We start from the raw sequence: 19885 nt of genomic DNA, 5'->3' as shown, positions 1-19885 counted from the left end.
ACCATGTTCTTATCCGACTTTAGTATCAAGCGGCCGCTCGCCACGATCGTGCTGATCCTGGTGATGATGTGCGTGGGTTTGCTGGCGCTGAAAAAACTGCGCGTCAACCAAAGCCCGGACGTCGACATTCCACTCATCGTGGTCAGCATTCCTTATCCTGGCGCATCGCCCGATACGGTCGAGCGCGAAATCGTCAACCGGCTTGAAAAAGCGCTGCAAAGCATTTCCGGGGTCACCGATGTGTACAGCTCGGCCAATGAGGGTTCGGCCGTGATCCGCATCGAGTTCGGCTTCAAGGCCAACCTGATCGAGGCGTCCGACGATATCCGCAATGCGATCGCGTCGGTGCGCTATAAATTGCCGATCGAAATGCGCGAACCGATCTTGCGGCGCATCGATCCGTCGGCCCAGCCGATCATGCAACTGGCGCTGTCGTCGAATAGCCAATCCCATGCCGAGATTTCGCGGCTGGCCGAAGACGTGTTGTCGGACCGCTTCCGCGCGATCGACGGGGTGGCGCTGGTGAATATCGGCGGCTCGTTGAAACGCGAGCTGAGCGTGTTGCTGCATTCCGAAAAGCTGCGCGAATACAATGTCTCGGTCAGCGACGTGGTCAATGCGCTGCACAACCAGAACACCAATGCGCCGGTCGGCAAGGTGCGCGGCGAGCTGGATGAGAAAAGCATACGACTGGTCGGCCGCATCGTGTCGCCGGCCGATTTCCAGAGCGTGGTGGTCAAGCGCAGCGGCAATGAAATCGTGCGCCTGGTGCAAGTGGCGAGCATCGAGGACGGTTTTGCCGAAGTCGACAGCCTGAGCATCCGCAGCGCCAAGCCGAACGTCGGCCTGTCGATCACCCGCACCCGCGAAGCGAGCACGGTCAGCGTGGCCAACAAGATCCGCGACATGGTGGTTGAAATCAACAAGACCCTGCCCAAGGGCACCAGCCTGGAAGTGACCCGCGACGGCGGCAAGGATGCGCAGAGCAGCTTGAACAATGTGATCGAATCGCTGGTGCTGGGCGCGGTGCTGACCATCTTCGTGGTGTACGCCTTCCTCAATTCGTGGCGCTCGACGCTGATCACCGCGCTCAGCCTGCCGACGTCGGTGATCGCCGCCTTTATCGCGGTATGGCTGTGCGGCTTTACGCTGAACTTCATGACGCTGCTCGGCCTGTCGCTGGCGATCGGCGTGCTGATCGATGACGCCATCGTGGTGCGCGAAAACATCGTGCGCCACATGCAGATGGGTTCCGACCGGCGCAAGGCGGCGCTGGAAGGCACGGCCGAGATCGGCCTGGCGGTGGCCGCGACGACCTTCTCGATCATTGCCGTGTTCATCCCGGTGGCGTTCATGCCCGGCGTCTCGGGCGAGTGGTTCCGGCCGTTCGCGCTGACGGTGACCTGCTCGGTGATCGTCAGCCTGGGGATTTCGTTTACGCTCGATCCGATGCTGTCGGCTTACTGGGGCGACCCGGCCGACCATCACCATGCGCCGAAAACCGGCATCAGCAAGGTGCTGGGGCGCTTCAACGACTGGTTCGACCACCAGGCCGACCGTTACGGCAACGTGATCGGCTGGGCGCTGCATCACCGCCGGGCGATGGGCTCGATCGCTTTCGCCACCTTCATCGGCGCGCTGACGATACAGGGTTTGTGGGGCGGCACCAGCTTCTTGCCGGCGTCCGACTCGGGCAACCTGATGATCGACGTGCGCATGCCTGCGTCGAGCAGCATCGAATATGCGCGCCTGAAAATGGAAAAGGCCGCCGAACTGGCGCGCACCTTGCCCGAGACGAAAGAAACCAATAGTTCGATCAATGCCGGCGGCGGCCGCATCTATATCGATATCGGCAAGCGCAATACGCGCAAGCGCAGCGCCAAGCAAGTGGCCGGCGAGTTGCGCGAAAAGATGAAGCGCCTGGTCGGCGCCGAATATGTGGTGCTCGACGACTTGAACAACGGCGCGCAAAAACCGATCCAGGTCGAGTTTACCGGCCCGGATTCACGCAAGCTGATGGAAATTACCAACGCCTATATGGACAAGCTGCGCCAGGTGCCGGGCGCGGTCGATGTCGGCTTGTCGCAGCAAGATCCGAAAGACGAATTGAAGATCGAAATGGACCGCGGCCTGGCCAATTCGATGGGCATTTCCGTCAATGACGCGGCGCAGGCGTTGCGGGTGGCGTTCGCCGGCGTCGAAGTGGGCGACTGGGTCGATCCGACCGGCGAAACCCGCGACGTGGCGGTACGCCTGCACCCGGACGACCGGGTGGCGTCGGAAAACATCGAGCGCTTGCCGATCAATGTCGTTGGTACCTCGCAAATGGTGCCGCTGGATCAGATCGCGCGCATCACGATGGGCAAGGGACCGTCCGGCATCGAGCACAAGAACGGCAAGCGCACCATCACCGTGTCGGCCAATGCCCAGGGCCGGTCGAATGGCGAAGTGACGTCGGATGCGATGAAGCTGGCCAAGTCGATGGATTTCCCGCCGGGCTACGGCTTGTCGCTGGGCGGCGCCGGCCAGGATCAGCAAGAATTGTTTACTGAAATGTTCCTGGCGCTGATCATGGGCATCGGCCTGATGTACCTGATCCTGGTGATGCAATTCGGTTCGTTCACGGCGCCGGTGGCGGTGATGCTGTCGCTGCCGCTGAGCCTGATCGGCGTGGTGCTGTCGCTGTGGGTGACGAAGAACACGCTGAACTTGATGAGCTTCATCGGCATCATCATGCTGATGGGCCTGGTGGCCAAGAACGCGATCCTGTTGCTGGATGCGGCGCGCAAGCGCGAAGCGGAAGGTTACAGCCGCGAAGATGCGCTGATGCACGCCGGCCGCATGCGTCTGCGTCCTATCCTGATGACGACCTTCGCGCTGATCGCCGGCATGTTCCCGGTCGCACTGGGGCTGGGCGAGGGCGGCGAGTTTTACCGTCCGCTGGCGATCGCCATCATCGGCGGCACCATCACATCGACGCTGCTGACCTTGCTGGTGGTGCCGACCTTCTATGACAGCATCGAAATTTCGCGTGACGGCGCGATCGCCAAGTTCCACCGGCGCGCCGAGCGCATGCATGTGTCGCTTGCGTTCCTGCTGACGTTTATCGAAGGGGTGCTGACGCTGGTTTTCGTGCGCCTGAGCTTCCGCCTGCTGGTGGCCCTGGTGAGGTTGCTGACCGGCCGCGGCAAGCGCACGCTGGCTTCCGGGCAGGTGATCGATAGCCAATAAGCGCGTCACGGAGTCGGTGCTTGACTGCCAAGCACACAAACGCACACCCCACAAGTTGCCCGCCGACTTGTGGGGTTTTTTGATGGACAGGCCGGATGCTAAAAAGCTGAGTCCGGTGCCATGCAGGACTCAGCCCTTGGCTGCATGCAACACTGAACCATCCGGCGCATCGAGAACGGTTCAGCTTTGATGGTTTTTCGCCCGGGCAAAGCAGCCAGACTTCATCTGAACCGGCCGGCAATGCGCATTCAGCGGCTGGGTGGTGGTGGCGTCGTCGTGCCGCCAGGTGGCGTGGCGGGCGTGCCGTCCGGATTGGTGCTGCCGGGCGGCGTGGTGCCGGGAATGGCGCCGGGTGTCGTGCCTGGCGTGGTACCGGGCGTAGTCCCCGGCGTGGCGCTATTGTCCGGTGGCGTGCCTGTGCCCGTTGCACCGCCGGTGCCGCTGGTGCCGCTGCCGGTGCCTGGCGTGGTGGTGTCGGCCGGCGGCGTTGCGGTGGTGCCGGGTGCGGTGGTCTGTTCGGTATTCTGTTTGCGGCAACCGCCCAGCATTGCGCTCAGCAGTGCCGCGGCCAGGATGATTTTCGACGCATTCGAGATTGTTATCATGATGCTTCCTTTCTTGGTGTGGGTAATATTGCCTGGCTTGCTTAGCGATTGCCTCGCTTGCTTAGGGGGAGGATGCTGCGGGGTGCATGTATCTGCTGCGGTGTGAGAATTCGATCCAGGGTGCCAGGTGATACTTTGTCTGCATGCGGCGGTCTCAGTCGGGCGCCAGCGCCGGTAATGCATCGCTGTTCGGCGCCGCCGCCGAAGGCAGGCCGATGGCGACTTCATACCAGCCTTGCACCAGCAGCAAATGACCCAATTCTTCATCCAGCGCCACGCTGAAATCGTTGATCATGTCCATTTGCCCATGTTCGGAAGCCAGTGCGATCAACGCTTCCCAACCCACGTGGTCGGCCAGTTCGGCGGTCAGGATCGCGTGCAGCGACTGGGCGATGGTGGTGCGCGGATCGGCCAGCACCTGCACCAGTCCCATCGCTTCGAGACCGACCATGTCCGCGCTCGGGGTTTGCGCGGTGGCGTCGCCGCCCAGCGATTCGATGGCCCGCGCCGCCGTCAGGAAATGGCGCGCCTCGTCGTCGCGGATGTCGCGCAAATCCTCGACCGTCATGCCGATGGAGCTGTCGGACATCGCTACGCACTTGGTGATCAGCGCATCGTACAGGCGGGTGGCGGTGCGTTCGAACGCCAGCCGTTCGCCGAGCTTGTCGAGCAGCATATCTTGCCGGTTCGCTTGCCGGCCCGCCTGCCGGCCGCCTTGACGGTGATCCTTGACGAGCGGCGTGCCGTCCGGCCTGCCGCCGGCTTGCGCCGCCGCGCGCCTGGCCACCGGCAGCGGTACCGAGCCGAGCCGGTCGGCGCCGACGATGTAGCCGGTGCGCAAGGCGCTGCTGCCGGCATCGTTGAAATACGCTTGTCCGGCGGCGCCGTCGGCATGCTGCATCGCGCGGCTGTCCAGCGGCGACATGTGGATGCCGGTGCGGTTGATGCCGGCTGCGTCGCTTGATGTCATCTTGTCTCCCTTTTCAGTGTACCGATATCAGTCGATGGCGATCAGCGTGCGGTTCAATTCGGTGCCGGGCACCCAGGCGTAGCCGGCGGCCACGCAATCGCTGGGCGAACCGTCGCGGTTCATCTGCGCGCGGTAGGCGTCCGACGCGGCATGGGCGCGGGCCGGCAAGCCGAGTTCCTGCGCCAGTACCTGGCGGATGAATGTGCGCTGGCTGCGGAAGGGCAGCGGCGCCGGCAGTTCGGGCGGCATCAGCAGCGCCGGATCGCGCTGTTCATGCCGAGCATACAGCGTGCTGACCAGGTGGAAATGGCCCAGTTCGTAATCGAGGAAACGTTCCCAGATGGCTTTCATATGGTGGTTGCTTTCTTGCTCCACGCAACTGTGAATCGCGGCTGCGCTGCGCCAGCGCGTTCAGGATCAGCACATGCAGCTTGGTGGCCGGCCGCGCCGTGTCGCGCTGGTACGGCGGGCGCAAGTCGTCGTGCGGCGCGCGGTGCTGTTCGCGGGTCGGCCGGCCGGGCAGGATGTCGGTATAGCTTTGCAGAATGTTGTTGGCGTCCTTGCCTTCCAGCCGGTCGAGCAGCGCCGAATAGCGGTACAGGTGATCGACGTTTTCCAGCAGCGTATGGCGGCAGGATTGGGCCAGCGCGGCGTCCGGTTCCTGTTGCGCCAGCGCCGCCGTCACTCCGATGGCGGCCTGTTCGTTGGCGATGGTGGTTTCCAGCGGCGAGTGGTCGGCGCCCAGCAGCCAGCCGGTCATGACCGCCTGTTGCTGTTCGACGCGGCGGATGCGCGCCAGCACCAGTTGCAAATCGCCCGACAAACGGCTGGCCATGTGCTGGAAGCGCAGCGCCGCATGCTCGATGCTGTTCATCAGGATGATGCGCACGCGGGTATAGGCGTCGTCGTCGAGCTTGCTGATCGGCTGCTGCACCAGCTCGCGCCACGTGAAATGCTGCTGTTCCAGCGGACAACCTTTGGAATCGTACAAATTAAACGCCATAACGTCGCTTCCCCTATCGTTGTCGTTGCCATTGCCGTCGTTATTACCGTCGTCTTGAACAGCGCTGATGCGGCTGGCAAAAAATTAGACTGGGGATGACGCCGCTGGTTCGGCGTTTTTCGGGATTTGAACGATATTCGGCAGAACGGGAAGGGCTGCTTGATGCAGCGCAAACGATGGGGGGATACCGGCGCCGGACAGGGCTGTCCGGCGCGCACTGCAACGTTGGCGGGATCAGGCGAATTCGGCCTGGTCCAGGTCGCTCACCGCGTTGCTGTCATACACGGCCAGGTCGGTTTCGCCCATCACCCGGCTGGTCAGCGTGCCGGCGGTGATCGAACCGCTGACGTTGAGGGCGGTGCGGCCCATGTCGATCAGCGGTTCGATCGAAATCAGCAGGCCGGCCAGCGCCACCGGCAAGTCCATCGCCGACAACACGATCAGCGCGGCAAAGGTCGCGCCGCCGCCGACGCCGGCCACGCCGACCGAACCGATGGTGATGATGGCGATCAACGGCAGGATGAAACTCAAGGTAAAGGGATCGATGCCGACGGTCGGCGCGATCATGACCGCCAGCATGGCCGGATAAATGCCGGCGCAGCCGTTCTGGCCGATGGTGGCGCCGAACGACGCGGCGAAGTTGGCGATGCCTTCCGGCGTGCCCAGGCGCCGGGTCTGGGTTTGCACGCTCATCGGAATCGCGCCGGCGCTGCTGCGCGAGGTGAACGCGAAGGCCAGCACCGGGAAGATTTTCCTGACGTAGCGCACCGGGCTCAGGCCGACGCCGGAAATGATGGCCAGGTGAACCCCGAACATCAGCAGCAGCGCGCCATACGACGCCACCACGAAGCTGATCAGGTTCAGGATGTCGGTGTAGCTCGATTCGGCCACCACTTGCGTCATCAGCGCGAACACGCCGTATGGCGTCAGGCGCAAGACCAGCGTCACCATGCGCATCACGATGGCGTGCGTTACCTTGATGAAGTGTTCGAAGGACGCGAAGATTTCCGGTTTTTTGGCGGCGATGCCGGTCGCCGAAATGCCGACGAAAATCGAAAAGATCACCACCGCGATGGTGGACGTCTTGCGCGCGCCGGTCATGTCGAGGAAGGGATTGGCCGGGATGAAGCTGATCAGCATGCCCGGCAGCGAAATCGCCTTGGCCGCGCTCACCGAGCCTTGCAGGTACAGGCCGCGCGCCACTTCGGCGGCGCTGGACGTCAGCCCGACGGCGGTCAGGCCGAACAGCCTGGCCATCAGGATGCCGATGCCGGCCGCGATCATGGTGGTCACCATCAGCGTACCGATGGTCAGCGCGCTGATTTTGCCGAGCGAACTGGCGCCCTTCAATTTGAGGATCGCCGCAATGATCGAAATCATAATCAGCGGCATCACGATCATTTGCAGCAGCTTGACGTAGCCGCTGCCGACGATGCCGAGGTATTGGTTGGTGCCGGCCACTACCGGCGAGCTGGCGCCGTAGAAGAATTGCAGCGCCGCGCCCAGCGCGATACCCAGGCCCATGCCGGTAAAGACGCGCACCGTGAACGACGCATGGCGGCTTTGCAGGCGGTACAGCCAGCCGCAGACGGCCAGCGCGACGGCCAGGTTGATGATGAGGTTGATTTCCATGAGGGCCCTTATTTTGATTTATCCGAAAAACGTCAACATGCTGATGCCGCTATTGGATGTGAATAGCGTTTTGCAGGTGTTTTCAGTAAATCGACAATGATGCGCAAATCAAGCGACTAAATCCGGGCACTGTACAGGATGATTTGGATAATGGTGAAATAAGGCTACGAATATTAAATCATATGTTTATGTGAAAAATGGAAAATAGGCGGAGTATTTCCAATATTAAATAATTTTGTTGGAAATTATTATTAACTAAAAAATGGTTTCCATGGGATATTTAGAAAGGCATCGTCCAGTCATTCATGCCAGGCGGCGTGCCTATCTTGCTGACGCCCTGGCGGCCAGCGAGCGGCCGAACAACTCTCCCAGCGTCAAGTGTTCGTTCCAGAGGGCGCCCAGGTCCAGCGCATAACGGCGTTTCAAGTTGCACGCCAGGGTGTCGAGTTCCAGCGCGTCCGGTATCCGGCGGCCGGGATGCACGGTGCGGTAAATCTGCAGCAGCGTATCGTCCGGGCGGAACTGCAATTGGCCGGCGTGGCGGAATGCGAAGGCTTGGGCAAACAGCCCGAGGAATTCGCGGATTTGCTGTTTCGATGCTTCGGGAAATGTCTTGCGCCAGCCGCGCCCCTGGCACGTTCTGCGGCAATACGGAGTGGGCGCGGCGCCGCCCAGCCATGCCGCTACGCACATCAGGCAAACCGCGATGATCATTAAAGCCATGGCAGGATTCCGCTAAATTAAATAGCAATTCGGCGATTAATATACCGTATGTGGCGCCGCCGGTGGCGCCATGCAGATGGATAAGTTCAATGCCGGTGCATAATCAAATAAGGGGGAGGCGCAATCTTGCGCGCCTCCCCCTTTTGAACATCGCCAGCGAAGCTGCCCGCGTTTTACGGATCGAGCGGGTCGGCCGGGTCGATTCGCGCGGACGACGCGTCCGGCTTGAAGACCAGCTCGGTCGGCGACAGGCGGGCGCCTATCGCACCCGGCTGGTAGCCGAGTTCCTGCTGGTTGCGCTTGCTGAATTCCGCACTGTCGATATAGCTGCTCTGATCGGCATCGGTAATGATCAGCGCCTCGCGGTTCAGCGGCACGCCCAGCGCCAGCAGCCTGCGCGTGGCATTGCGCAGGTTGGTCGTGGTGTGGCGCGCATACGGTTCGATAATGATGCGGTTGGCGGGAATGCCGAAGCGCTCGATCAGCGCGCGGCGCATTTCCACCGCTTCCACGAACCGGCTGCCTTTCGGATGCACCGAGGCGCCGCTGACCATCACAAATGCCGCCTCGCCCTGCAGGAAGCGGCTGGCCGCCAGGCGCACCCGGAGTTTGCCGCGCGCGCTCAATGGCGTCGACAAGTTCTCCGGCCCCATGCCCGGTACCACGATGGCGCTGTAACGGTATGTCTTCCAGTCTATCGTATGGGCCAGTGCCAGCGCCCCGGCATTGAATTGTGCGTCGAGCGGTTCGAAGTCCGCCGCCTCGTTCCGGTCATTGACGTCAAGCAAAGCCAAGGCCAGGCCGATGCTCGGATCGAGGCTGGCGGCGGGATCGTTTGCGCTTGCCTCGCTCAACAGTATTGCATCGGCAACGTCATCATTAAATCGCGCTGCGCCGGCCGGTTCGAGCGGGCCGTCGATCAATGGATAACGTGGCGCCTGTCCCAGGCCGTAGACCTGGATGATGCTGTTGAGGCCGCGAAGCTCGCGCACCACCTGGGCTGGTACGCCATCGTCGGCGAGCGCCCCTTTTCGCCATGCCGCTGCGGGGCGGCTGGCGGCCGATGACGCCAGGCCAGCGATCTCGGCATCGCTCCAGAGCGCCGCGTGCAGCACGCAGCCCGGCACATGCCGGCAGGCGTCGATACGGACCGTGCGGCTATCGAGCAGGCTGCTCAAGGACGCCATATCCGGTTTTGCGTTGGCTCGGCCCAGCCCCAGGTCCGTCAAGGCGGGAAACAGCTGGTTCCCCAGCCGCGACCAATGCAGGTCATGCACGGGCGCGGCTAGCCCCGCTTGCGCCATCGACAGCAAGGCAGCCGCCAATAAGATCGACCGTATCATCTGCTCACCACGCCTTGCTCAGTACCAGCCGCGCGCTGCGGCCAAATACCGGACGGCCGTAAATCGCCTGCTGGCTGCCCTGGCCGGACAAGGTATCGGTGCGCGTATTGCCCTCAGTTAAACCCTTGGCATTGGTCAGGTTGTCGCCGACCAGCTGGAAGGTCCAGTCGCCATGCGTGACGGTCACGCCGGCGCCGATCGAATGGTAGGCTGGCAGTTCGGTTGCGTTAAAGAAATCGACGTAACGCTTGCCGGTGTAGGAATAGCTGCCATACACGTCCACCTGCTTGTCGCCGACATTAAAACTGTAGTTGGGGCGGATGTTGCCGAAGATCTTGGGTTCGCGGATGATCTGGTTGCCGACCACTTGCGAAGGATCGGCGCCGACGCTGCTGACGAAGTTCTTGTATTGTGGATCTTGCAGCGTCAGCGAGCCATTCAGGTAAAAACGGTTCGTCAGATACCAGGCGCCGTCGAACTCGGCGCCCTTGACGATGGCCTCGCCAAAGAACGGCACGGTCTGGTCATTGCGTCCGGTCACCGGATTGAAGGCGGTGAACGAGGCATTGAGCGGATTGAACTGCGTGTAAAACGCGGTCACGTACAGATAGGAACGGTCGCCCTTGGTCTTCAGGCCGACTTCATACTGGTTGGCCTTGGTGGTCAGCACCAGCGGGTCGACGCTCGCCGCGACCTGCAGCGACGGCGGCACTTCCAGGTGCGACACGCGGGCATACGCGCCCAGCTTTTCCGACAAATCGTAATTGGCGCCGGCGGTCCAGTTCTTGGTGCTGGTGCCATAGGTGTGATCCTGGCGCAGGCCGGTGAAGGAGCGGGTGGTGTCGTCGGCCAGCGTCTTCGGATCGCCCAGGTTGGTCTGGGTGGTCAGCAGCGCATAGCCGTTGTAGCGATAGTGTTCCGCGCGCACGCCGGCGTCGAGCCGCAATCCGTCAAACACTTCCCAGGTGTCGTTGACATAGAATGCGCCCATCCTGGCGTCGCTGTCGCCCTGGTTCAGGGTCGAGCTGTAGTGCAGCACGCCGTTGTCGGTCACCGAACCGAGGATGGCGCCGTTGGCCGCATAGGCGATCAGGTCGAGCGTGCGCGGCTTGCCGCTGACTTCGGTCAGCATATCGTTGTAGACCGTCTTGCTGGTCTGGCCGTAGGCGCTGGTATACAGGCCGAACTTGACGTCATGGCTGCCATGGGCGGTCTGGAAGTTCCTGGTCAGGTTGACGTCGCTCTGCGCCGAGTAAAAGCTGGAGCTGGCGGCGCGGTACTGGCCCTGCACCACCAGGCCCGAGGCGCCGGCCGGATCGTAGACCTGGGCGCCATTGCTGCCGGCAATCGCGTAGCCGAAATGGTCGACCGGGCCGAAGGCGGCGCTGGCGGCCTTTTTAAAGCTGTTGGCGAAGGTGGCCGCATCCGCCGGATTGGAGGTCGAGTAGTACGCGTCGAAATCCAGGCGGCCCTTGGTGTAGCCGCCCTTGGCCGACAGGCGCCAGTCGCCGATGTCGCCGTCGAATTGCACGCCCACATTGCCAAATTGAATGTGTCGTCCATTGGCCAGGTCGCGCTGGTCCGTTTGCAGCTTGCCCGAGCCGTCCAGGTATTTCTGGCTGACGTTCCGCAGCGATGGCGAGTTCATCGTGCCATCGAAATAATCGATGTACTTGTTCAGCGAGACCGACGGATTGCGCGGGTCGGCAATCGGAATCGGCAGGTAAAACTGGTTATGGTCGTTCAGGTAGTTGACGCTCAATTTCAGGACGCCGGCATCGGTGATGCGCTTGATATTGGCGCGAATCTGTCCGCCGCGGTCGTTCGGGAAACCGTTATCGCGGTGGCCGTCGTCCTGGCGCAGGAAGCCGCCCACCGCGTAAAAGGTGCGCTCGTCGATCTGTCCCGCCTGGTAGGCGTCGACCCGGGCCAGTCCGGTGGTGCCCAGCGTTACTTGCGCCTTGCCCTTGGTTTTTTCGGTGCCGGTGACCGTGCTGCTGTTGATGATGGCCGCGGCCTGGCTGGCATAGATGGGCGCCGGTCCGCCGCGCACCACTTCGAGCCGGTTGGTCATCAGGTCGTAGCGGTTCAGGCTGTCGCCCCGGAAGAAAAAGCCGTTGATTTCAGTAAACAGCGGCAAGCCGTCCTGCTGGAACAAGGCCAGGCCATCGTCGGTGGGAATGCCGCGCACGCGGGTGATGTTCTGCACTTCGCCGCCGGTCGCCTCGACCTGGATGCCAGGCAGCTTGCCGAGCAAGTCCGCCATATTTTGCGGCGCCAGCTTTTGCACCTCTTTTTGCGACAGCGCATTGACCGCGTAAGACACATCGAAACGCCGCTGCGGACGCGCCGATCCGGTCACGACGACCACCGACGCATCGGGCTGGTCCGGCGCTGGTTCCGCAGTATTGGTGGCCGGCGCTTGCGCGACGACATCTTGCTGCTGGGGCAGCGCAGCCGATTCGGGCGTTGTCGCCTGGGCAAGAGCGGGACCGGCAATCGCACATAACGCGACAAGGGCACAACCTTGCGTACGCGTCGACTTTCTTTTAGACATGATTTCCTCAAGTGATAGTTAGCGTGGACCGAAGTCGATGGCGATACTACCGAGGGCATATGACAGCTTTATTTATTACTTGCGAAATAAATAAAAAATCAACTATTATGTCTCTTTTTCCCCCACCATGGTCATGTTGCCGGACAGGATAATCGTGTGAATATTGGACGCCTGAACTTGAATTCAGAGGCAAAGCACCTGCTGTGGCATTTGCGGACCAAGGGGCCGACGGCGCGCACCGAACTGTCGCTGGCCATGGATGTCAGCAACTCGACGGTGACAAAACTGTCGCATGAACTGCTGAACCTGGGCCTGGTCGAGGAGCTGGCCGCGCCGGATGCGCCGCGTCGCGGGCGTCCGACGATTCCGCTGGCGCTGTCCGCCGACGGCGGTTATACGGTGGGCGCGGCAGTCCATAAAGGGATGCTGGAAATCGCGTTCGTCGATTTTGCCGGCGACCTGATCTCGCTGACCAGCGAAGCCGTGGTCGCGCCGGACCCGGTCGATTTTGCGCGGCTGCTGGACCAGAGGATTATCGACGAATCGGTCAAGCACCGCTTGCTGGGCCGGCGCTTCCTGGGGATCGGCATCGGCATACCCGGTCCGGCCCTGGCGCGCGATGGCAAGCGCTGGCATGTGGTCAAGGAATTGCCCGGATGGCGCGATGTGCCGCTGCGGCAGATTCTGGACGACACCCTGGGCCTGCGCGTGATGCTGGAAAACGACGCCAACGCGGCGGCGCTGGCCGAGTATTACCGCGGCGGGCCGGTGCGGCAAACCTCCACCGTGGTGGTGATACTGCTCGGTTACGGCGTCGGCGCGGGCGTGATCGAAGACGGCCGCCTGCTGCGCGGAGGACTGGGCGGCGCCGGCGACATCGGCATGCTCTATCCGGGAACGCAGCCGCGTCCCACCACGCTCGATTTGCTGGCGATGCTGCGCGAGGCCGGCTGCGCCATCGAATCGGTTGCCAGTTTCGACCAACAGACGCGCGGCTACGAAGCATTGATCGAGGGCTGGCTGGACCGGGCGGCGCAACAGCTTGAGACGGCGTTAAACAGCGCTGTCGTGTGGTTCGATCCGGCCGAGATTATCTTGTCCGGCTCGCTGCCTTTTTCGCTGTTGACGCGGCTGGCCGCCAGGTTGAACAACGGCCGCCTGATCGTCGGCGAGCACCGCTCCCCTTGCAGCGTGCGGGTGTCCAACCTCGGCCGCAGTTCGATCGCCCTGGGAGCGGCCTTGCTGCCGATCCACGCGCTGACGCATGCGCTGTCCGCCAATCAGTTTTAAGTCCGTCTCAACGATCCATCCTGGTCCGCGTCCAGCCAGGCGATGCGTCCCTGTCCCGCTTCGCGCAGGCGCGCCAGCAGCGCCTGCGCGGCATCGTCGGGCAGGCTGAAATCGAAGCCGACCTGCGCGCCATGCGCGACGTGCAGCAGGGTCGCGCCGGCCAGTTCGAGCTCGCGCCGCAGCAAGCCTTCCAGCGCATACGGAAACTGGCAGCGCAGCGTGCGCAGCTTGACGATGCGCACCTTCTGCGCGGTTAACAGCGCTTGCGCCACGCTGTCGGTATAGGCCCGCACCAGGCCGCCGGCGCCCAGCTGGATGCCGCCGTAATAGCGCACCACCGTGGCCAGCACGCCCTCCAGGTCCTGGTGGCGCAGCACGTCGAGCATCGGCCGGCCGGCGGTGCCGCCCGGTTCGCCGTCATCGACCGCCGCCGACTGGCCGCCGGCCAGCAGCGCCCAGCACACATGGCTCGCGCCGGGATGGCGCGCCCACAGTCCGGCCACCACTTGCTGCGCGGCCGCGCGGCCGTCCACCGGCTGCACGCAGCCGAGGAAGCGGCTTTTCTTGATCAGCAATTCACTGTGCGCGGCGGCGAGTAGGGTCTGGGGCATGGCATCGGCATGGTTGAGTGGGACAGCGTACCGCACTGCGGACGAAAAAAAGCCAACCGCGTACGGTTGGCTTTTTTAGAGCCTATCTCAGAAGAGGGCGTATTCATCTACTGGGATAGGCTCTTAGTACTGCAAATTCTTGGTAGGCCGTGCGGGATTCGAACCTGCGACCAACGGATTAAAAGTCCGCTGCTCTACCAGCTGAGCTAACGACCCGGAAGGGCCGCCATGATAGCGCCGCGCGCCATTTTTTGCAAGCGCCCGCCACATCGTGGCGCGATCCAGCGCCGCTTTCAAGCGCGCGCCATCCCCCCCAAGCTGCCGTCGCCGCGGCAAAAACCGTGCTAACGAAATGTAATAAGACGCGACAAAAAGATTCGTTTTCGTCGACAAAAGCTGTTGTTATAGTCGATCAGCCTTCAAATTGTCACACATTCTCACGGGAGTTTTGCAATGCCGCTTACGTCAGTCGCAACAAAAAAATCTCACGCTCGTGCGCCGCGTTTGCCGGTGCTGTCGATGCTGGTCGGCGGCCTGTGCGCGGCTGCGCCGGCGTTCGGGCAGAGTGCGCAGGGCGCCGCCGCGGCCGATGCCACGGCGGTCCGGGCGCAGGACGTGGTGGTGGTCACCGGCGCCCGCGGCGAAGCGCGCAGCATTGCCAAGAGCCTGTCGCCGATCGACGTGGTCGGCGCCAGGGAACTGGCCGCGACCGGCAAGCAAAACCTGCGCGACGCGCTGGCCACGCTGTATCCGTCGTACAGCAATACGCCCGGCTTCAAGGGCCAGACCGGCATCGCCGTGGCCACCGCCACGCTGCGCGGCCTGGACGCCAACAGCGTGCTGGTGCTGGTCAACGGCAAGCGCCGCCACAAGACGCCGCTGATCATCAATGGCCAGTCGCCGACCGACCTGGACCTGATACCGGCGAGCGCCGTCGACCATATCGAAATCCTGCGCGACGGCGCCGCCGCGCAGTACGGATCGGACGCCATCAGCGGCGTGATCAACATCATCCTGAAGACCAATGGCAGCGGCGGCGCCCTGAGCTATCTGTACGGCCAGTACGGCGACACCGTCGGCGATTTCGACGGCAAGGGCAAGACCAATAACCTGCTGTTCAACCAGGGTTTCGAGCTGGGCCAGGACGGCGGCTTCATCAGCATCAGCGCCAGCGCCGACGCGCACCGCGCCACCAACGACCAGGGCCCGATTCCACAGGCCACCAAGCTGTATTTCGGCGACGACCCGCGCGAGACCAGCCAGTCGCGCTACAAGATGATCATGGGTAAACCGGCCGGCGAAACCTATAACCTGGCTTATAACGCCGAGCTGCCGGTCGGGCCGAACGTGACGCTGTATTCGTATGGAACGGCCGGCAACCGGCGCTCGCAAGGCTGGGGTTATTACCGGCCGGCGAATTCGCCGCAAAACTATGCCGACGTTTATCCGGACGGTTTTATCCCGAAGTTTGAAACCCGGGAAAACGACTACCAACTGGTGGCCGGTGCGCGCGGCACCGGCCTGCTGGGCTGGAACTGGGACTTGAGCAGCAGTTATGGCCACGACAAGGCCGACATCGCTACCCGCGATTCCCTGAACGGCTCGCTGGGACCGGCTTACCAGGGCCAGCATGACTTTTACGACGGCGCGCTGGTATCGGGTGAGTGGGTCACCAACCTGGACCTGACGCGCAACGTCCAGACCCGCTGGTTCGCCAAGCCGCTGTCGGTAGCGGCCGGCTACGAGCACCGCCGCGAGCAGTTCCAGCAGCAGGCCGGCGAGTGGGCTTCGTATGCGAATGGCGGCTACGCGTTCACTTCCGGCCCCTTGACCGGACAGCGGCCCAATTCGGGCGCGTCCGGCATGGCCGGGTTCTCGCCCGACGTGGCCGGCTCGCATGCGCGCACCAACGACGCGCTGTACGCCGATTTCAGCCAGGCCTTCACGCAGAAGTGGAGCGGCGCGGCGGCGGCCCGCTTCGAGCATTACAACGACTTTGGCAACGTCCGCACCGGCAAGCTGTCGACCCGTTATGAAGTCAGCGATGGGGTCGCGCTGCGCGCCACGCTCAGCAACGGCTTTTCGGCGCCGACGCTGCAGCAGCAGTATTACACCACCAAGGTCGGCGGTTACACCACCGATCCGCTGACGGGCGCGCTGCGCCAGTCGTTCGCGCTGTCGGCGCCGGCCAACAGCGTCGTCGCCAGGGCGCTGGGGGCGCAGGACTTGCAGCCGCAACGCTCGGTCAATCAAAGTGTCGGGATCGTGCTGAAACCGTCGGCGTCGACCAATATCAGCCTGGACGCCTACCAGATCGCGATCCGCAACCGCATCATTTCGACGCCGACGCTGCAAGGCGCCACCGTCAACAATATCCTCAACAGCGCCGGCCTGGGCGCCGAGGCGATCACCTCGGTGACCTATTTCACCAACGCGGCCAGCACCGTCACCCGTGGTCTGGACCTGGTGATCGACCACCGCACGCTGCTGCCGGCCGGTTACGGCAAGATCGACTGGATCTTCACCAGCAACCAGAACCAGACCAAGGTCAACAGCCTGGCCGGCATTCCGGCGGTGCTGGCCGACAGCGGCATTTCTTATAACCGGGCCACCATCAGCGCGCTGACGGAAAACAATCCGAAGAACATCACGTCGCTGAGCGCGCTGTGGAAGGTCGACAAGTTCGACCTGACGATCAAGGAAACCCGCTATTCCAAGGTCAGCAACGCCAGTTCGGTGGCGGCCGCGCGCGACGAAGTGGTCGATGCCGCGTTGATCACCAACTTGAACCTCGGCTACGCATTGAATAAACATGCGCGCCTGTCGATTGGCGCCGACAACCTGTTCGGCAAGCGGCCGAACGAGCTGAATGCGGAAGCGAAGAAATTTTTCGCGATTCCCGTCACCAGTCCGTCGTATAGCTGGTATTCGCCGTACGGCATCGACGGCGGTTATTACTATGCCCGCCTGGATGTGAGCTGGTGATGCACTGGCATCGAAGCGGAGAGCGCCATGCTGATATCGCGGCATAGTTTTATCGGCGCATTGGGCGCCGGCGCGCTGTCTCTGTCATGAACAAACGGTCGAGCAGTTGATCGCGCTGAAACAGGCTCCGCTCATTTAAGAGCCTATCCCGGTAGTGAGCGTCTTGTTCTGGCCGCGCATCGGGAGCGCGGACCAGGCGTGAGGAGGACGCGTGGCGGGCCACGCGACGACGATCAACGCAGTCCCCGTTCCTGAGGAGCGCCAGAAGAGGGCGTATTCATCTAATGGGATAGGCTCTAAGTAGCATTTTTGAAGCAGCGAAAGGTAAAGCATGAGCGAGTACCAAGGATTGCAAGTCATCGTCATCGGCGCCGGCCCGGGCGGCCTGCTGCTGGCGCAAGGCTTGAAGAAGCACGGCATCGGCGTCGCCGTGTATGAACGCGACGCGGCGCGCACCGATTATTTGCAGGGCTTCCGGCTGCAAATCCGCAGCCGCGGCATCGATGCGCTGAAGGCCTGCCTGCCGGATGCGCTGTACCAGTCGTTCGCATCGACCTACGCCGCCGCGCCGGGCGAATACGCGCTGCTGTCGGAACAACTGGAGCAACTGCCGCGCCGTACCCCGGACCCGGAACTGGAACACAGCGAGCGCGAAAAATCGGTCAGCCGCATCACGCTGCGCCAGGTGCTGCTGTCCGGCCTGGACGGCGTGCTGCACTACCAGAAAACCTATGACCGGTACGAGGAGCGCGCCGATGGCAAGGTGGTCGCCTATTTCACCGACGGCAGCAGCGTGGTCGGCGACGTGCTGGTCGGCGCGGACGGCGCCAATTCGCGGGTACGGCGGCAACTGGTGCCGCATGCGCGCTGGGTCGATACCGGCGCGCGCCGGCTGGCCGGCAAGATCGCATTGACGGACGCGGTCAAGCGCAGCGTGCCGGAATTATTCTATAAAAAAACCGTGTCGGTGAAATCGGACAGCGGCTACAACCTGTTCTTCACCAGTCATGAATTCCGTCCCGGTCACGAAGCCATCGGCGTGATCGGCGGCGAGGACACGGCCGCCCTCGGCGAGCACGGCGGCCTGTTGTTCGACAATGCCAAAAGCTACATCATGTGGGCGCTCAGCGGCTTGCGCGAGCAACTGCCGCCGGACGATGAACTGTTCGGCTACGACGGTGCGCAACTGCGCGGCTTCATCAACCAGGTGGTGGAGCAGTGGCATCCGGCCTACCGTCAGTTGTTCGACCTGAGCGATACCTCGACCCTCGGCGTGCTGCCGATCCGCACCTCGCTGCCGGTCGAGCCGTGGCCGACCCGGGCGGTGACGCTGCTCGGCGACGCGATCCACAGCATGACGTATTTCCGCGCGCTGGGCGCCAACACGGCGATGGCCGATGCGGCGTTTTTTCTGCGCCAGATCCTGGCCCACCGCGATGGCGGAAAGGGGCTGCTGGACGCGCTGCACGACTACGAGGCGCAGATGCTGGAGCACGGCTTCGAGGCGGTGCGCAAGTCGATTGCCGCATTCGAACAGGGCCACGCCGCGACGTCGCGGCACGACTGGCCGGACGTGCGCAGCGCGCCGGGCCAGTCCCTGTGGGTTCAAAGTAACAAAACCAGGCAGGCAGCCTAGTTGGCGCGGCGGCGAGTATCAATATGGTCAAGCCGCGGCGCCCGGGAAACCAATCATTGGGCATAGGGATATGTTGTTACGGCGCCGCGCAGTTGCGGCGCCGGGGAATCATAAACAAGCGTGAAAAAATTCGTTTGGACGTGAAATCTTTGCCGATATAGTCAGCGCAGCTGAAGCGGCGGCTGGCCGTTTCGCCCATTCATTCAACAGGAGCGTAGTTCATGACGTATAGAAATTTGGGACAGACCGGCATCAAGGTGTCGTCCTTGTGCCTCGGCACCATGATGTTCGGCGGCCAGACCGATGAACAGGTGGCGCGCCGCATCACCGACAAGGCGTTCGAGCAGGGTGTCAATTTCATCGATACCGCCAACGTCTACAACGGCGGCCAGTCGGAAGAGGTGGTGGGGCGCCTGATCGCCGAGCGGCGCAAGCAGTGGGTGCTGGCGACCAAGTTCGTCAACCAGAATCCCGGCGCCAGCGGACCGAACGACAAGGGCGCGTCGCGCAAGAACCTGATCCAGTCGGTCGAGAGCAGTCTGCAACGGCTGGGCACCGATTACATCGACTTGTTTTATTTGCACCGCGAAGACCATGAAACGCGTCCGGAAGAAACCGTGCGCGCCTTGAGCGACCTGGTCCAGGCCGGCAAGCTGCGTTACTGGGGCGTGTCGAATCACCGGGCCTGGAAACTGGCCGAATTCGTGCGCACCGCCGACTTGCTCGGCGTCGACCGGCCGGCCGCGACGCAGCCATGCTACAACCTGGCGAACCGCCAGCCGGAAGCGGAACACCTGTCGGCGGCGGAATATTATGGCGTCGGCGTGGTGTCGTTCAGCCCGCTGGCGCGTGGCGTGCTGACCGGTAAATATGATCCAACGCTGCCGCCGCCGGAAGGCAGCCGCGCCGGCCGCAACGACCAGCGCATCCACCAGACCGAGTGGCGCCCGGAGTCGCTGCAACTGGCGCAGCAGATCAAGCAGCACGCCGAGGCACGCGGCATCAGCGCCGGCCAGTTCGCGCTGGCCTGGGTGCTGAACAACCAGCTGGTCACGTCGGCCATCACCGGCCCGCGCACCGAACAGCAATGGGACGATTACCTGCCCGCGCTGAAGTATCAATTCACCGCCGAGGACGAGGCGCTGGTCGACAGCCTGGTGGTTACCGGCCATCCATCGACGCCCGGTTTTAATGATCCCAGCCACGTGATTGTCGGCCGCAAGCCGCGCAATGAAGCTTGAGGAAGCTTGAGCGCCAGACAAAACGTCCATAGCGGCGTTGCATTGCCCTGAACATTTT

General features: G+C 62.9%; 14 protein-coding genes and 1 tRNA gene. 5 read left to right on the top strand and 10 right to left on the bottom strand.

Annotation, left to right across the window (positions count from 1 at the left end):
• Positions 1–3: 3 nt before the first annotated feature.
• Positions 4–3231 carry an efflux RND transporter permease subunit gene (locus GJA_RS17915; RefSeq protein WP_038494848.1) on the top strand — a complete coding sequence of 1076 codons (3228 nt, stop codon included), beginning with the start codon at positions 4–6 and terminating at the stop codon, positions 3229–3231.
• Positions 3232–3479: 248 nt separating this feature from the next.
• Here the strand turns inward: GJA_RS17915 and GJA_RS26310 are convergent, their stop codons facing one another.
• The 8 genes from GJA_RS26310 to GJA_RS17880 all read right to left on the bottom strand — a co-directional run bounded on the left by GJA_RS26310 (position 3480) and on the right by GJA_RS17880 (position 12064).
• Positions 3480–3836: a hypothetical protein gene (locus GJA_RS26310; RefSeq protein ID WP_051781065.1), complete on the bottom strand. Its 357-nt coding sequence runs from the start codon at positions 3834–3836 to the stop codon at positions 3480–3482.
• 154 nt (positions 3837–3990) lie between these two features.
• Entirely contained in the window at positions 3991–4806 is an 816-nt protein-coding gene (locus GJA_RS17905) for a ferritin-like domain-containing protein (RefSeq protein ID WP_038494845.1), read from the bottom strand.
• 27 nt (positions 4807–4833) lie between these two features.
• Positions 4834–5157 carry a hypothetical protein gene (locus GJA_RS28620; RefSeq protein WP_339325666.1) on the bottom strand — a complete coding sequence of 108 codons (324 nt, stop codon included), beginning with the start codon at positions 5155–5157 and terminating at the stop codon, positions 4834–4836.
• Positions 5078–5809, bottom strand: coding sequence for a hypothetical protein (locus GJA_RS17900; RefSeq protein WP_339325665.1), 732 nt, complete (start codon positions 5807–5809; stop codon positions 5078–5080). The genes GJA_RS28620 and GJA_RS17900 overlap by 80 nt, the downstream gene beginning before the upstream one ends.
• Before the next feature lie 234 nt (positions 5810–6043).
• Entirely contained in the window at positions 6044–7441 is a 1398-nt protein-coding gene (locus GJA_RS17895) for an L-cystine transporter (protein WP_038494842.1), read from the bottom strand.
• Positions 7442–7762: 321 nt separating this feature from the next.
• Entirely contained in the window at positions 7763–8164 is a 402-nt protein-coding gene (locus GJA_RS17890) for a hypothetical protein (protein WP_051781063.1), read from the bottom strand.
• A 173-nt stretch (positions 8165–8337) separates the two neighbouring features.
• Positions 8338–9507, bottom strand: coding sequence for a YdcF family protein (locus tag GJA_RS17885; protein WP_038494839.1), 1170 nt, complete (start codon positions 9505–9507; stop codon positions 8338–8340).
• A gap of 4 nt (positions 9508–9511) precedes the next feature.
• A complete protein-coding gene (locus GJA_RS17880; RefSeq protein WP_038494836.1) occupies positions 9512–12064 on the bottom strand; it encodes a TonB-dependent receptor in 2553 nt (850 codons plus the stop codon).
• 156 nt (positions 12065–12220) lie between these two features.
• On the opposite strand from GJA_RS17880, the gene GJA_RS17875 reads away from it, so the two are divergent.
• Entirely contained in the window at positions 12221–13354 is a 1134-nt protein-coding gene (locus GJA_RS17875) for an ROK family transcriptional regulator (RefSeq protein ID WP_174525986.1), read from the top strand.
• Here the strand turns inward: GJA_RS17875 and GJA_RS17870 are convergent.
• Together GJA_RS17870 and GJA_RS17865 are read right to left on the bottom strand one after the other, a co-directional pair.
• The gene (locus GJA_RS17870) at positions 13351–13965 is read right to left on the bottom strand and encodes an IMPACT family protein (protein WP_038494833.1); all 615 of its coding nucleotides are present in this window, start codon (positions 13963–13965) and stop codon (positions 13351–13353) included. The two genes, GJA_RS17875 and GJA_RS17870, sit on opposite strands and share 4 nt — an antisense overlap.
• A gap of 140 nt (positions 13966–14105) precedes the next feature.
• Positions 14106–14181 (bottom strand) — tRNA-Lys (locus GJA_RS17865).
• 237 nt (positions 14182–14418) lie between these two features.
• Between GJA_RS17865 and GJA_RS17860 the strand changes: the two genes are divergently transcribed.
• The 3 genes from GJA_RS17860 (at position 14419) to GJA_RS17850 (ending at position 19827) form a co-directional block, all read left to right on the top strand.
• A complete protein-coding gene (locus tag GJA_RS17860) occupies positions 14419–16950 on the top strand; it encodes a TonB-dependent receptor plug domain-containing protein (RefSeq protein ID WP_051781061.1) in 2532 nt (843 codons plus the stop codon).
• A gap of 331 nt (positions 16951–17281) precedes the next feature.
• A complete protein-coding gene (locus tag GJA_RS17855) occupies positions 17282–18586 on the top strand; it encodes an FAD-dependent oxidoreductase (RefSeq protein ID WP_051781059.1) in 1305 nt (434 codons plus the stop codon).
• A 221-nt stretch (positions 18587–18807) separates the two neighbouring features.
• On the top strand, positions 18808–19827 hold the full coding sequence (locus GJA_RS17850) for an aldo/keto reductase (RefSeq protein WP_038494828.1): 1020 nt from the start codon (positions 18808–18810) through the stop codon (positions 19825–19827).
• Positions 19828–19885 lie beyond the last annotated feature (58 nt).

The organism is Janthinobacterium agaricidamnosum NBRC 102515 = DSM 9628, assembly GCF_000723165.1.
GTDB lineage: Bacteria > Pseudomonadota > Gammaproteobacteria > Burkholderiales > Burkholderiaceae_D > Janthinobacterium > Janthinobacterium agaricidamnosum.
The sequence above is the reverse complement of the archived record's forward strand: the minus strand, read 5'-3'. Positions and strand labels throughout refer to the sequence as shown.